General features: G+C 70.2%; 12 protein-coding genes. All 12 read left to right on the forward strand.

The window, feature by feature from the left end; genetic code table 11:
* Positions 1 to 6: 6 nt before the first annotated feature.
* The 12 genes from ACXPWS_RS12560 to ACXPWS_RS12615 all read left to right on the forward strand — a co-directional run bounded on the left by ACXPWS_RS12560 (position 7) and on the right by ACXPWS_RS12615 (position 14,592).
* Positions 7 to 411, forward strand: coding sequence for a DUF3040 domain-containing protein (locus ACXPWS_RS12560; RefSeq protein ID WP_458712738.1), 405 nt, complete (start codon positions 7 to 9; stop codon positions 409 to 411).
* A gap of 345 nt (positions 412 to 756) precedes the next feature.
* Positions 757 to 1,191, forward strand: a complete 435-nt coding sequence (locus ACXPWS_RS12565) for a division/cell wall cluster transcriptional repressor MraZ (RefSeq protein ID WP_458712739.1) — start codon at positions 757 to 759, stop codon at positions 1,189 to 1,191.
* Entirely contained in the window at positions 1,166 to 2,329 is a 1,164-nt protein-coding gene (rsmH, locus tag ACXPWS_RS12570; protein WP_458712740.1) for a 16S rRNA (cytosine(1402)-N(4))-methyltransferase RsmH, read from the forward strand. The genes ACXPWS_RS12565 and rsmH overlap by 26 nt, the downstream gene beginning before the upstream one ends.
* Positions 2,326 to 3,354 carry a hypothetical protein gene (locus tag ACXPWS_RS12575; RefSeq protein ID WP_458712741.1) on the forward strand — a complete coding sequence of 343 codons (1,029 nt, stop codon included), beginning with the start codon at positions 2,326 to 2,328 and terminating at the stop codon, positions 3,352 to 3,354. The genes rsmH and ACXPWS_RS12575 overlap by 4 nt, the downstream gene beginning before the upstream one ends.
* Positions 3,351 to 5,267: a peptidoglycan D,D-transpeptidase FtsI family protein gene (locus ACXPWS_RS12580; protein WP_458712742.1), complete on the forward strand. Its 1,917-nt coding sequence runs from the start codon at positions 3,351 to 3,353 to the stop codon at positions 5,265 to 5,267. The genes ACXPWS_RS12575 and ACXPWS_RS12580 overlap by 4 nt, the downstream gene beginning before the upstream one ends.
* Positions 5,268 to 5,321: 54 nt before the next feature.
* On the forward strand, positions 5,322 to 6,830 hold the full coding sequence (locus ACXPWS_RS12585) for a UDP-N-acetylmuramoyl-L-alanyl-D-glutamate--2,6-diaminopimelate ligase (RefSeq protein ID WP_458712743.1): 1,509 nt from the start codon (positions 5,322 to 5,324) through the stop codon (positions 6,828 to 6,830).
* The gene (locus ACXPWS_RS12590) at positions 6,827 to 8,302 is read left to right on the forward strand and encodes a UDP-N-acetylmuramoyl-tripeptide--D-alanyl-D-alanine ligase (protein WP_458712744.1); all 1,476 of its coding nucleotides are present in this window, start codon (positions 6,827 to 6,829) and stop codon (positions 8,300 to 8,302) included. The genes ACXPWS_RS12585 and ACXPWS_RS12590 overlap by 4 nt, the downstream gene beginning before the upstream one ends.
* Positions 8,299 to 9,378, forward strand: coding sequence for a phospho-N-acetylmuramoyl-pentapeptide-transferase (gene mraY / locus ACXPWS_RS12595; protein WP_458712745.1), 1,080 nt, complete (start codon positions 8,299 to 8,301; stop codon positions 9,376 to 9,378). Before ACXPWS_RS12590 ends, mraY begins: the two co-directional genes overlap by 4 nt.
* A 144-nt stretch (positions 9,379 to 9,522) precedes the next feature.
* Positions 9,523 to 11,109: a putative lipid II flippase FtsW gene (ftsW, locus tag ACXPWS_RS12600; protein ID WP_458713515.1), complete on the forward strand. Its 1,587-nt coding sequence runs from the start codon at positions 9,523 to 9,525 to the stop codon at positions 11,107 to 11,109.
* A gap of 62 nt (positions 11,110 to 11,171) precedes the next feature.
* A complete protein-coding gene (gene murG, locus ACXPWS_RS12605) occupies positions 11,172 to 12,236 on the forward strand; it encodes an undecaprenyldiphospho-muramoylpentapeptide beta-N-acetylglucosaminyltransferase (RefSeq protein ID WP_458713516.1) in 1,065 nt (354 codons plus the stop codon).
* Positions 12,237 to 12,268: 32 nt separating this feature from the next.
* Positions 12,269 to 13,654 carry a UDP-N-acetylmuramate--L-alanine ligase gene (gene murC, locus ACXPWS_RS12610; protein WP_458713517.1) on the forward strand — a complete coding sequence of 462 codons (1,386 nt, stop codon included), beginning with the start codon at positions 12,269 to 12,271 and terminating at the stop codon, positions 13,652 to 13,654.
* Positions 13,654 to 14,592, forward strand: coding sequence for a cell division protein FtsQ/DivIB (locus ACXPWS_RS12615; RefSeq protein WP_458712746.1), 939 nt, complete (start codon positions 13,654 to 13,656; stop codon positions 14,590 to 14,592). The genes murC and ACXPWS_RS12615 overlap by 1 nt, the downstream gene beginning before the upstream one ends.
* Positions 14,593 to 14,744: the final 152 nt, after the last annotated feature.

A 14,744-nucleotide genomic window follows, 5' to 3' on the forward strand; every position in this document is an offset into this window, starting at 1 on the left:
GGACGGATGCCACTCTCCGATCATGAGCAGCGCATGCTCGACCAGATCGAGAGCGCGCTGTACGCCGAGGACCCCAAGTTCGCTTCCAGCGTTCGGGGTGGCACATTGCGTGCACCGTCGACCCGCCGCCGCCTGCAGGGCGTGGCGCTGTTCGTGATCGGGCTGGCCCTGCTGGTGTCCGGGGTGGCGTTCAAGGCCACCATGATCGGCAGTTTCCCTGTGCTGTCGGTGATCGGCTTCGTGGTGATGTTCGGCGGCGTCGTGTTCGCGGTCACCGGGCCGCGGGTGTCCGGGCCGCGGGACAAGTCGGCTCCGGCCGGCGGTGCCAGCCGTAATAAGCGCGGCAAGAGCGGCGGCGGTTCGTTCACCAGCCGGATGGAGGATCGCTTCCGGCGTCGCTTCGACGAGTGACCGGTTCCGGTCGCGGGGCAGTTCCGTAAGGGACTGCCCCTTTTTTTGTGCCCGGAAAGTCCCGGCGTGTCGGATGTGCCTGCGGGACACAGGGCCGGCGCCGTCCGGGCGCCCCACTTTGCCCCACCGCGCCACCGACCCCATTGATCAGCGCTGAGCTGCATCTTCCTGCACCGGGATCTCGTTCGTACGCGCCCTCAGCCGCGGGTTGATGACGTTTTCGGGGGTGCCGGTGGGGCGTCCAACCAATTGAGTGGTAGCAAATGGCGCTCGGTGGGGGATTGTGGGGTAAAGTGGCTGACAACGGAGCGGCCGGGGCTCCGGAGGGTGCTGGGAGGTGGCGAGATGTTTCTCGGCACCTACACGCCCAAGCTCGATGACAAGGGGCGACTGACGTTGCCCGCCAAGTTTCGCGACGCACTGGCAGGAGGGTTGATGGTCACCAAAAGTCAAGACCGCAGCCTCGCCGTCTACCCGCGCGCCGAATTCGAATCGATGATCATCGAGCTGGACGAGAAAGCGCGCCGGGGCAGCCCGCAGGAACGCGCCTACGTCCGCAACCTGGCAGCCGGCACCGACGAGCAGCATCCCGACGCACAGGGCCGGATCACCCTGTCCGCCGAGCACCGCCGCTACGCGAATCTCTCCCGGGAGTGCGTGGTGACGGGTTCGATTCGCTTCTTGGAGATCTGGGACGCGCAAGCGTGGCAGGAATACCAGGACGCCCACGAAGAGACTTTCTCCGCGGCCAGCGATGACACTCTTCGCGACATTCTCTGATCAGGATGCCCGTGCAGCGTGGCCTCTGCCCGAACCGGCCCTGGCGTACTTCCCCGACGCCAGGTCCAATTCGGACAGAGACCTCGCCCCACGGGCCCACCATCTTCACTGCCGGGGGGTCGTCGCTGTGTCCGACAACAACGCGTCCGACAACAACGTCTCCGATGACGGCGCGGCCCAGCACGGTCACGTCCCGGTTCTGATCGACCGCTGCGTCGAACTGCTCACTCCCGCACTGACCCGCCGGCACGCCGATGGCACCGGCGCCGTCCTGGTGGACGCCACCCTCGGTGCCGGCGGGCACTCGCATCGTTTTCTCTCCGACTTTCCCGGACTGCACGTGGTGGGTCTGGACCGCGACCCGAACGCATTGTCGATCGCGTCCGCGCGGCTGGCACCGTTCGGTGACCGGATGAAATTCGTCCGCACCCGGTACGACGGGTACTGGGACGATCGCGATGAAGCAGAAGTGGATGCAGTGCTTTTCGACCTCGGGGTGTCCTCCATGCAGCTGGACCGGGCCGACCGCGGGTTCTCCTACGCCCAGGACGCCCCGCTGGACATGCGGATGGATCCCGACGCGCCGTTGACCGCCGCCGAGATCCTCAACACCTACGACGAGAAGGCGCTGGCCCGGGTGCTGCGCGAATACGGCGAAGAGAAGTTCGCCGGCCGGATCGCCGGCCGCATCGTCCGCCGACGTGTTCGCGAACCGCTGCGCACCACAGGCGAACTCGTCGAATTGCTCTACGAGGCCATCCCGGCCGCCACCCGGCGCACCGGCGGGCATCCGGCCAAGCGCACCTTCCAGGCGCTGCGGATAGCCGTCAACGCCGAACTCGATTCGCTCAGTGCCGCCGTGCCCGCCGCCATGGACGCCCTGTCCGGGGGCGGCCGGATCGCGGTGATGGCCTACCAGTCGCTGGAAGACAGGATCGTCAAGCGGCTGTTCGCCACCGCGACCGCGTCGCGCACCCCGCCCGGCCTGCCCGTCGAACTTCCCGGCTACGAAGCCGAATTCGTCGCACTCACCCGCGGGGCCGAGCAGGCCGACGACGCGGAGATCGAACGTAACCCGCGCAGCGCATCGGTGCGCTTGCGCGCTTTGGAAAAGGTTGCCGGAAAGGATGACTCATGAAGGTCAAGCGATCCGCACCGGTGCCCGGCACCGATGAGCGCCGGCGTGGCAACCCGAAGAAGAAGGCGCAGGCGAGCAAGCGGCAGGCCGAGCCGGCCGCCCGCAGGCGGAACGCGCGCGGGCCGGCACCCGAGCAGCGCACCCACCGCCCGCAGCGCTCGGCGCCCCAGACCAGCCCCATCCCACGGTCGGCGCCCGCGCCGACGATGGCCAAGAGTGCCAAGCAGGCCAAAGCCCGAGCCAAGGCGCGGAAAGCCAAGGCACCCAAGGTTGTCCGGCTCCCATTGCGGGAACGGCTGATCACCCGGCTGGCCTCGATCGAGTTCAGCCCGCGCGCGATGGTGTCGCGGGTGCCGTTCGTGGTGCTGGTGATCGGTGCGCTGGGCATCGGCCTCGGCATGACGCTGTGGCTGTCCACCGACGCCGCCGAGCGGTCATATCAGCTCGGCCACGCCCGTGAGCTCAACCAGGCTCTGCTGCAGCAGAAGGAAGCGCTGGAACGCGATGTGCTGGAGGCGCAGGCCGCCCCGGCGCTGGCCGAGGCCGCGCGCAACCTGGGCATGATCCCGTCCCGCGACACCGCGCACCTGGTGCAGGACCCGACCGGCAACTGGATGGTGGTCGGCACACCCAAACCGGCCGAGGGCGTCCCGCCACCACCACTGAACACCCCACTGCCCGAGGAGAGTTCGTCGACCGCGGTGACCTCGGCTTCCGGTCCGGCAGGCCCGGCCCGGCCGGGCCCGGCCGCCGCTCCCGGGCCGCGGGTGGTGGATCCGCGTGAGGTCGTGGTCCGGGTGCCGCCCAGCGTCCCGGCCGCCCCGCTGGCCGCCGTCCCCGCGGCACCCGCACCGGACGCATCGGTGCCCGCCCCGGCGGCGCTGCCGGTACCCGATGCCGTACCTCCGGCGGTGCCCGTAGACGGCGCACCGCATCTGGCCGCGCCGCAGCTTCCGGCGCAGCCTGGCCCGGTGGGCGGTACCGAACAGGCTGGCCCCGTGGCCCCCCTGGGCGCCCCCGCATGATCGGCCGCAAGAAGCCCGCACCGGCCGCCAAGCGGCGCGCACCGGTCGCGGCCGGCCAAGAACACACGGCCACCGAACGGCGGATCCGCCAACCCATCGAGACAGGTTTGCGCAGTTCGTCTTTCGTCTTCCGGCACCGACTCGGCAACGTGGTGATCTTCCTGGTCCTGGTGGTCGCGGCGGCCCAGCTGTTCAATCTGCAGATCTCCAACGCGGCGGGGCTGCGCGCCGAGGCGCTCAGCCAGCTGAAGGTCACCGATGTGCAGAAGGCGGTGCGGGGCAGCATCGTCGACCGCAATTTCGACAAGCTGGCCTTCACCATCGAGGCCCGCGCACTGACCTTCCAGCCGGCCAAGGTGCGCAAGCAACTGGAGGAGGCCAAGGCCGCCGACCCGGAGGCCCCGGACCCCGACCAGCGGCTGCGCGCCATCGCCACCGAGGTGGCCACCCGGCTGAACAACAAGCCCGACTCGGCCACCTTGCTGAAGAAGCTGAGCGGCAAGGACTCCTTCGTCTACCTGGCCCGCGCGGTCGACCCCGCGGTCGCCGATGCCATCACCACCAAGTTCCGCGAAGTCGGCACCGAACGCCAGGACATCCGCCAGTACCCGGGTGGTTCGCTGGCGGCCAACATCGTCGGCGGAATCGACTGGGACGGGCACGGTCTGCTCGGCCTGGAGGATTCCTATGACGCCAAACTGGCCGGCACCGACGGGTCGGTCACCTATGACCGCGGCTCCGACGGGGTGATGATCCCGGGCAGCATGCGCAACCGGCACGACGCGGTGAACGGCTCGTCGGTGCAGCTGACCCTGGACGACGATATCCAGTTCTACGTCCAGCAGCAGGTGCAGCAGGCCAAGGAGGCCTCCGGCGCGGGCAACGTGTCCGCCGTCGTGCTGGACGCGAAAACCGGTGAAGTGCTGGCGATGTCGAACGACAACACCTTCGACCCCAGCCAGGACATCGGCCGCCAGGGCGATCGCCAGATGGGCAACCCGGCGGTGTCCTCGCCGTTCGAGCCCGGATCGGTGAACAAGATCGTCACCGCGTCCACCGCAATCGAACTCGGCCTGACCAATCCCGATGAGGTGCTGCAGGTTCCGGGTTCGATCGACATGGGCGGCGTCACGGTCCGCGACGCGTGGCCGCACGGCGTGATGCCCTACACCACCACCGGGGTGTTCGGTAAGTCCTCCAACGTCGGCACCCTGATGCTGGCCCAGCGGGTGGGACCGGAACGCTTCTACGACATGCTCGGGAAATTCGGCCTCGGCCAGCGCGCCAATGTCGGGCTGCCCGGCGAGAGCTCCGGGCTGGTGCCGCCCATCGATCAGTGGTCGGGCAGCTCGTTCGCCAACCTGCCCATCGGACAGGGCCTTTCGATGACCCTGTTGCAGATGACCGGCATGTACCAGGCGATCGCCAACGACGGGGTGCGCATCCCGCCGCGGATCATCAAGTCCGTCATCGCCGCCGACGGCAGCCGGTCCGACGAGCCGCGACCCGAAGGTGTCCGGGTGGTGTCGCCGCAGACTGCACAGACCGTGCGCAACATGCTGCGCGCCGTCGTGCAGAAGGACCCGCGCGGTATCCAGCAGGGCACCGGTTCGGGGGCCGCGGTCGAGGGCTACCAGATCGCGGGCAAGACCGGCACCGCTCAGCAGATCAACCCGGCCTGCGGCTGCTACTACGACGACCACTACTGGATCACCTTCGCGGGCATGGCGCCGTCGGACGATCCGCGGTACGTCGTGGGGATCATGGCCGACAATCCGCACCGCACCGCCGACGGCACTCCCGGTACCACGATGGCCCCGCTGTTCCACCACATCGCGGCCTGGCTGCTGCAGCGGGAGAACGTGCCGCTGTCCGCCGATCCCGGTCCGCCGCTGGTGCTGCAGGCCGACTGAGCGCCGATCACGCCGGCCGCCGGCCATGAACACGACCGGTACTGTGGCAACGCCATGAATCTTCGCCCCCGTCATCCCGCCGGCGAACTCTTACGCTCGTTGGCCGCGCGCATCGGCGTCACCGCCGTGACGGCACCGAACCACCGCGTCACCGGTGTCACGCTGCGCAGCCAGGACGTCGTTCCCGGTGACCTGTTCGCCGCCCTGCCCGGCGCCAAAGCGCACGGCGCCCACTTCGCGGCGGCGGCGGTCGGCGCCGGCGCGGTGGCGATCCTGACCGATCCGGACGGCCTGGCCCTGCTGCCGGCCGGCCTGGACGCCGCAGTGCTCGTGCACCCGCAGCCCCGGACGGTGCTCGGTGAGGTCGCCGCCGCCGTGTACGGCGACCCGTCGCGCAAGCTGCGCGTCATCGGGGTCACCGGCACCTCGGGCAAAACCACCACCACCTATCTGGTGGAGGCGGGGCTGCGCGCGGCCGGCCGGGTGGCCGGCCTGATCGGCACCGTGGGCATCCGCATCGACGGGCGCGACCTGCCGAGCGCGCTGACCACGCCCGAGGCGCCCGATCTGCAGGCGCTGCTGGCCGCGATGGCCGAGCAGGGCGTGGACACCGTGGTGATGGAGGTCTCCAGTCACGCGCTGTCGCTGGGGCGGGTCGACGGGGTGGCCTTCGAGGCCGGCGGTTTCACCAACCTGTCCCGCGATCACCTGGACTTCCACCCCACGATGGCCGATTACCTGGACGCCAAGGCCAGGCTGTTCGAGCCGGCGTCGCCCACCCACGCCGCCCACGCGGTGGTGTGCGTCGACGACGAATGGGGCCGCCAGATCGCCGCTCGCGCCGTCGCCCCGGTCCGGGTCAGCAGCACCGGCGCCGACGCGGACTGGCGGATCGAGGAGGTGCACGACGTCGGGCCGGGCGCCCAGGAGTTCACCGCCGTCGATCCGGCCGGGGTGCATCACCGCCTGCGCATCGGGTTGCCCGGCCGGTACAACGTGGCGAATGCGCTGCTGGCGCTCGCATTGCTGGACGCGGTCGGGGTATCGCCGGAGCAGAGCGCGTCGGGCCTGCGCGATGCGGCGGTGCCCGGCCGGCTGCAGGCCATCGATCGCGGCCAGGACTTCCTGGCACTGGTCGACTACGCGCACAAACCCGGTGCCCTGGAGGCGGTGCTACAGACCCTGCGCGGCACCGGCCGGCTGGCGGTGGTGTTCGGCGCCGGAGGCAACCGGGATCCCGGCAAGCGCGAGCCGATGGGCCGGGTGGCCGCGGAACTTGCCGACCTGGTGGTCGTCACCGATGACAACCCCCGTGACGAGGATCCGGCCGCGGTGCGCGCCGCCATCCTGGGCGGGACGGTGGGATCGCCCGCCGAAGTCGTCGAGATCGGGGACCGGCGCGCCGCCATCGACTACGCGGTGGCCTGGGCCCGTCCCGGAGACACCGTGCTGATCGCAGGCAAGGGCCACGAGTCGGGGCAGACGAGCGGAGGCCGAACTCGCCCCTTCGACGACCGCGACGAGTTGGCCGCCGCGCTGGAGACTTTGAGGCGACACACATGATCACCCTGACCGTGGCGCAGATCGCCGACATCGTCGGCGGCCGGCTGTCCGGCATCACGCGCGCCGAGGCCGAGGCGACCCGGGTGACCGGCACCGTGGAGTTCGACTCCAGGGCGGTCGGCGCCGGTGGTCTGTTCCTGGCGCTGCCGGGCGCCAACACCGACGGACACGATTTCGCGGCCGCGGCGGTCGCCGCCGGCGCCGCGGCGGTGCTGGCCGCCCGCCCGGTCGGCGTGCCCGCCATCGTCGTGCCGCCCGCCGACGGTCCCGACCGCGCCTCGGGCGCGCTCGAACACGACTCCGACGGCTCGGGCGCCGCGGTGCTGGCGGCGCTGGCGCGGCTGGCGCGGGCGGTGGCCGACGAACTGACCGCGGGCGGGCTGCGGATCATCGGGGTGACCGGATCGTCGGGCAAGACATCGACTAAGGATCTGCTCGCGGCGGTGCTCGCGCCGCTGGGCGAGGTGATCGCCCCGCCGGGTTCGTTCAACAACGAATTGGGGCACCCCTGGACGGTGCTGCGCGCCACCACCGAAACGGACTTCCTCATCCTGGAGATGTCGGCGCGCCATCCCGGCAACATCGCGGCGCTGGCGGCGATCGCACCGCCGGCCATCGGTGTGGTGCTCAACGTGGGGACCGCACACCTGGGTGAGTTCGGATCGCGCGAGGTCATCGCGGCGACGAAAGCCGAACTCCCGCAATCGGTCCCGGCCTCCGGGGTGGTGATCTTGAACGCCGATGACCCGGCGGTGGCGGCGATGGCGCAGGTCAGTGCCGCCCGCGTGGTGCGGGTGTCGCGGGCCTCGGGCGGCGATGTCTGGGCCGGCCCGGTCACCCTGGACGAGCTGGCCCGGCCGCGGTTCACCCTGCATGCCGCGGGCGAGGCGGTGCAGGTGGCGCTGGCGGTGCACGGTGAACATCAGGTCTCCAATGCGCTGGCCGCCGCGGCGGTGGCACTCGAGTGCGGCGCCACGCCGACCCAGGTGGCCGAGGCGCTGGCCGGTGCGGCCGCGGCGTCGGCGCGGCGGATGCAGGTGAGCACCCGGGCCGACGGCGTCACGGTGATCAACGACGCCTACAACGCCAACCCGGATTCGATGGCGGCCGGGTTGAAGGCGCTGGCCTGGATGGCGCGTTCCGGACCGGTCCGGCGGCGGAGCTGGGCGGTGCTCGGCGAGATGGCCGAGCTCGGCGATGACGCGATAACCGAACACGATCGCATCGGCCGGCTGGTGGTGCGCTTAGATGTCTCTCGACTGATTGTTGTCGGAGCCGGGAGAACGATGAGCGCGATGCACCAGGGGGCGGTGATGGAAGGTTCGTGGGGCAGTGAGTCCGTGCTGGTCCCGGACGCCGACGCCGCACTGGCATTGCTGCGCGCCGAACTGGCCGACGGTGACGTGGTGCTGGTGAAGGCCTCCAACTCGGCCGGGCTGGGTGCGCTGGCCGACGCTGTGGCGGCCGGATGAAGCAGATCCTGATCGCCGTGGCGATCGCGCTGGCGGTGTCGATCATCTTGACCCCGGCACTGATCCGGCTGTTCACCCGGCAGGGGTTCGGCCACGAGATCCGCGAGGACGGTCCGCCCAGCCATCACAAGAAGCGCGGCACGCCCTCGATGGGCGGGGTGGCGATCGTCGCGGGTATCTGGGCCGGGTATCTGGGCACTCACCTGGTCGGGCTGGCGTTCGGCGGCGAAGGGCCGTCCGCGTCGGGCCTGCTGGTGCTGGGCCTGGCCACTGCGCTGGGCCTGGTGGGATTCATCGACGACATGATCAAGATCCGTCGGTCCCGCAATCTGGGTTTGAACAAGACGGCCAAGACGGTGGGCCAGCTGGGTGCCGCCGTGCTGTTCGGCGCGCTGGTGCTGCAGTTCCGCAATGCCGACGGCCTGACGCCGAGCAGTGCCGGACTGTCCTACGTGCGCGAGATCGCCACCGTCACGCTGGCCCCGCTGGTGTTCGTGGTGTTCGTGGTGGTGGTCGTCAGTGCCTGGTCGAACGCGGTGAACTTCACCGACGGGCTCGACGGGCTGGCCGCGGGCGCGATGGCGATGGTCAGCGCGGCGTACGTGCTGATCACCTTCTGGCAGTACCGCAACGCCTGCGCGACCAGTCCCGGACTGGGTTGTTACAACGTGCGCGACCCGCTGGATCTGGCGTTGGTGGCCGCGGCGACGGCGGGCGCCTGTGTCGGATTCCTGTGGTGGAACGCGGCGCCGGCGAAGATCTTCATGGGGGACACGGGTTCGCTGGCGTTGGGCGGCATCATTGCCGGCCTGTCGGTGACCAGCCGCACGGAGATGCTGGCGGTGGTGCTGGGTGCGCTGTTCGTCGCCGAGGTGACATCGGTGGTGGTGCAGATCCTGGCCTTCCGTACCACTGGCCGCCGGGTGTTCCGGATGGCGCCGTTCCACCACCATTTCGAGTTGGTGGGCTGGGCCGAAACCACCGTGATCATCCGGTTCTGGCTACTGACCGCGATCGCGTGTGGCCTCGGTGTGGCGTTGTTCTACGGTGAATGGCTCACTGCCGTCGGTGCTTAGCCGCGCCGCTGCCTGATCGTTATCGCGACACGCCCCGGATGTCCCGGCGCACGGCCGTGGGCCGGGGGAGGATTCTGGGGTGCAAGGGACTGATGGGGCGGGTGTTACACCTGTGACTCTTGTGAACCGCCGGGGGATGGCTTGCTGACCGCCGTGCGGTCACGGCTGCGGCGTTCCAGCAAAGCCGACGACAGCGCGACCGAGCCGCCGGCAGACACCGCGAAGACCGTGCACGTCAAGGGCGAGCCGCGGACCCGGTTCGGGGCCTGGCTGAGCCGCCCGATGACGTCGTTCCATCTCGTCATCGCCGTCACGGGCCTGCTCATCACGCTCGGCCTGATCATGGTGCTGTCGGCCTCGGGCGTGCACTCTTACGACGAGGGTGGTTCGCCGTGGACCATCTTCGGCAAGCAGGTGCTGTGGACCGTGGTCGGTCTGGTGGCGTTCTATGTGGCGCTGCGCACCCGGATTTCGCTGATGCGCCGGCTGGCGCTGCCGGCGTTCGCGGTCACCATCGTCCTGCTGGTGCTGGTGCTCATTCCGGGAATCGGCACCTACTCGAACGGATCTCGCGGCTGGTTCATCATCGCCGGATTCTCCATGCAGCCCTCCGAGCTGGCCAAGATCGCCTTCGCCATCTGGGGTGCGCACCTGCTGGCGGCCCGCCGCATGGAGCAGGCCTCACTGCGCGAGATGCTGGTCCCGCTGGTGCCCGCCGCCGTGTTGGCGCTCACCCTCATCGTGCTGCAGCCCGACCTCGGCCAGACCGTCTCGTTGGCGATCATCCTGCTCGGTCTGCTGTGGTACGCCGGCCTGCCGCTGCGGGTGTTCGTCAGCTCGCTGGCCATGGCCATGGTGGCTGCCGCCATCCTGGCCGTCTCCCGCGGCTACCGGTCCGACCGTGTGCAGTCCTGGCTGAACCCCGGCGCCGACGCCATGGGCTCGGGCTATCAGGCCCGGCAGGCGCGGTACGCGCTGGCCAACGGCGGTGTGTTCGGGGACGGCCTGGGGCAGGGCACGGCGAAGTGGAACTATCTGCCCAACGCCCACAACGACTTCATCTTCGCGATCATCGGCGAGGAACTCGGCTATCTCGGCGCGGCGGGCCTGCTGTGCCTATTCGGGTTGTTCGCCTACACCGGCATGCGAATCGCCCGGCGCTCGGCCGACCCGTTCCTGCGCCTGCTGACCGCCACGGTGACGCTGTGGGTGCTCGGCCAGGCCTTCATCAACGTCGGCTACGTGATCGGCCTGCTGCCGGTCACCGGCCTGCAGCTACCGCTCATCTCGGCCGGCGGAACATCAACGGCCACCACACTTTTCGTGCTCGGCGTGATCACCAACGCGGCGCGCCACGAACCCGAGGCGGTGGCCGCGCTGCGTGCGGGCCGCCCCGACCGGGTGAATCGCCTGCTGCGCCTGCCGCTGCCCGAACCCTACGTGCCGCCCCGCATCGACGTCGCGCGGAACCGGATGCGCGCCAAGGGCGACAGGCCCGGCGGAAAGCCCCAGAAGGCGGTGCCCAAGGCGTCGGCCAAAGCACTGCCCAAATCCAAGAGCGGCGCCGGACGCAAAACCGACCCTCCGGCTGATCGGTCGGCACGGCGCGCAGGGCATCATGGAGGCGGCCAGCGCTCCGGCCGGTCGGCCCGTGCCGGCCTCCCCGGAACTGGTGAACAGCGTCAGCAGGGCCGACGGGCCCGCGCACTGGAAGGTCAGCGTTACGGGTGAGCAGTTCGGGGATATCGGTCGTTCTCGCCGGCGGCGGGACGGCGGGCCATGTGGAACCCGCGATGGCCGTGGCAGATGCCCTGACCGAACTGGAACCGGATGTCCGGATCACCGCGCTGGGCACCGCCCGCGGCCTGGAGACCCGGCTGGTCCCCGAGCGCGGTTACGACCTGCGCCTGATCACCCCGGTGCCGCTGCCCCGCAAACCATCGGGTGATCTGGTCCGGCTGCCCTGGCGGGTGCGCACCGCGATCCGGCAGACCCGGGCGGTGTTCGACGACACCGCCGCCGACGTCGTCATCGGGTTCGGCGGGTACGTGGCGCTGCCGGCATACCTGGCGGCCCGGCCCGGGCTGCGCAGGCACCGGGTACCCGTGGTGATCCACGAGGCCAATGCCAGCGCCGGCCTGGCGAACCGGGTCGGGGCCCGATCGGCCCGGCGGGTGCTCTCGGCGGTCGCCGATCCGGGTCTGCGCGATGTCGAGGTGGTCGGGGTGCCGGTGCGGGCGAGTATCACCGCACTGGATCGTGCCGCGCTGCGGGCTCAGGCCCGGGCCGCCTTCGGATTCGCCGAGGACGCCGTGGTGCTGCTGGTGTTCGGGGGTTCCCAAGGCGCCCAGTCGATCAACCGCGCGGTCGCCGCCGCCGCCGAAGACCTTGTCGGTAAAGGGGTTTCGGTGCTACACGCGCACGGCCCGAAGAACACCCTCGACCTGCCGGCACTCGCCGGGGACGGTAGGTATGTGGCAGTCCCGTACCTGGACCGGATGGACCTGGCCTACGCCGCAGCGGACCTGGCCATCTGCCGGTCCGGGGCGATGACGGTGGCCGAGGTCACCGCCGTCGGGCTGCCCGCCGTCTATGTGCCGTTGCCGATCGGCAACGGGGAGCAGCGCCTCAACGCACTGCCGGTGGTCTCGGCCGGCGGTGGACTGCTGATCGACGACGCGGAACTGTCCCGCGACGTGATCGCCGAACAGATAGTCCCGCTGCTCACCGATGCCGATCGGCTGGGCCGGATGACGGCGGCGGCGATGCTGGCCGGGCACCGCGACGCCGCGCGCAGGGTGGCCGAGGTGGCACTTGAAGTCGCCCGGCAGGGTCGTGCGGACCGGAGGTCCAGGTGAGGGAGCTGCCGCCCGAGTTGGCTCGGGTGCACATGGTGGGTATCGGTGGCGCGGGGATGTCGGGTATCGCCCGGATCCTGCTGGACCGCGGCGGGCAGGTCTCCGGATCGGATGCCAAGGAGTCACGCGGGGTGGCGGCGTTGCGCGCCCGCGGCGCCGAGATCCGGATCGGTCACGACGCCTCGGCGCTGGACATGCTCGACGGGGGGCCCACCGCGGTGGTCACCACCCACGCCGCGATCCCCAAGACCAATCCCGAACTGGTCGAGGCGCGCCGCCGCGGTATCCCGGTGATCCTCCGGCCGGTGGTGCTGGCCAAATTGATGGCCGGTGACACCACGCTGATGGTCACCGGCACGGCGGGCAAGACCACCACCACCTCGATGTTGATCGTGGCCCTGCAGCACAGCGGATTCGACCCTTCCTTCGCGGTCGGCGGTGACCTCGGGGCGTCGGGTACCAATGCCCATCACGGCAGCGGCCCGTATTTCGTGGCCGAGGCCGACGAGAGCGACGGCTCACTGGTGGAGTACCGGCCCGATATCGCCGTGGTGACCAACGTGGAGGCCGATCACCTGGACTTCTTCGGCAGCGAACAGGCCTATGTCGACGTGTTCGACGCGTTCATGGAACGGCTGCGACCGGGCGGCGTTCTGGTGGCGTGCGTCGACGACCCGGGGGCCGACGCGCTGGCCGAACGCACTGCCGCCCTTGGTATTCGGGTGCTCCGCTATGGCAGTGCGGGCCGGCCCGACCTGGCCGGTGCGTTGGTGGACTGGCAGCAGCGTGGCACCAATGCGGTGGCCGAAGTGCAGTTGGCGGGGGAGAGCGGTCCGCGGACCATGCGGCTGGCGGTGCCGGGCCGGCACATGGCGCTCAATGCGCTGGCCGCGCTGTTGGCGGCGATGCAAGCGGGCGCGAAACCGGATGTCGTGCTGGAGGGACTGGCCGATTTCGAGGGTGTGCGTCGCCGGTTCGAGCTGGTCGGCACGGCCGCCGGAGTCCGGATCTTCGATGACTACGCGCACCACCCCACCAAGGTGGCCGCCGCGCTGACGGCGGTGTGCGCGTTGGCAAAGGAATCCAAGGGCAAGGCCATCGTGGTCTTCCAGCCCCATCTGTATTCGCGGACAGAGACTTTCGCGCGCGAGTTCGGCGTCGCGCTGAGCGCCGCCGACGAGGTGTTCGTGCTGGACGTGTATGCCGCCCGCGAACAACCCATCGCCGGGGTGAGCGGACGCAGCATCGTCGAACACGTCAGCGCACCTGTGCACTACGTGCCGGATTTCTCCGCGGTGGCCGGCCGGGTGGCGGACGTGGCCGCACCGGGCGATGTGGTGGTCACCATGGGCGCCGGTGACGTCACCCTGCTGGCCCGCGAGATCCTCATCGCACTGCAGCACCGGCCGGAGCGGTGATGACCGAACCGGGACCCGAACCCGAGTCCGGGGCCGCGCCGCCGGAATCGCCGGAGGCGCCCGAGAACCCGGAGGCGCCCGAAAACCCGGAGACCCCCGAAAACCCGGAGGCAGAAGCCGATTTCGAGGGGCCCCGCCGGCGTGCCCGCCGCGAACGGGAGGAGCGCCGCGCTGCGCAGGCCCGCGCCACCGCCATCGAGGACGCCCGCCGGGAGGCCAAGCGCAAGGTGTCCGGGCGCGCCGAGCCGCAGCAGGCCGCCCCGGCCCGCAGGGTGATCCGTGGCCTGAAGCTGCTGATGTGGACCGCACTGCTGTCGGTGGTGACGGTGGCACTGGGCCTGGTGCTGTACTTCACGCCGGTGATGTCGGTACGCGAGACGGTCGTCACCGGACTCAGCGTGCTGACCCAGGATGAGATCACCGTCGCGGCGGCTGTCCCGCAGGGCACGCCACTGCTGCAGGTGGACACCGATTCGGTGGCCGAACGGGTGGCCACCATCCGCCGGGTGGCCAGCGCGCGGGTGCAGCGCGAATACCCGTCGACCCTGCGCATCACCGTCGTCGAGCGGGTACCGCTGGTGGTCAAGGACTTTCCCGACGGCCCGCACCTCTATGACAGGGACGGCGTCGATTTCGTCACCGGCCCACCGCCGCCCGGGCTGCCCTACCTGGACGCCGACACGCCCGGTCCCAAGGATCCCGCCACCAAGGCCGCGCTGCAGGTGCTCATCTCGCTCCCGCCCGAGGTGGCCGGCCAGGTCGGCCGGATCGCCGCGCCTTCGGTCGCGGCGATCACGCTCACGCTGATCGACGGCCGGGTGGTGGTGTGGGGCACAAACGATCGCACCGATGAGAAGGCGCTCAAACTGGCGGCGCTGTTGACCCAGCCGGGACGCACGTACGACGTGTCGAGCCCGGACCTCCCGACGGTCAAGTAACGGCGCACACATCCCAACTGGGCAGATCACAAGAAAACCCGCGCGACACCCCGGCGCGCCTGACGCGCGATACGGCGTCGTCGCCCTACCGTTCTGTTTGCGCGGAACTACTTGACATAACTTTAAACCTATGGTTGAGGTTGAGGGTTTTC

It is taken from the genome of Mycobacterium sp. BMJ-28 (assembly GCF_054404835.1).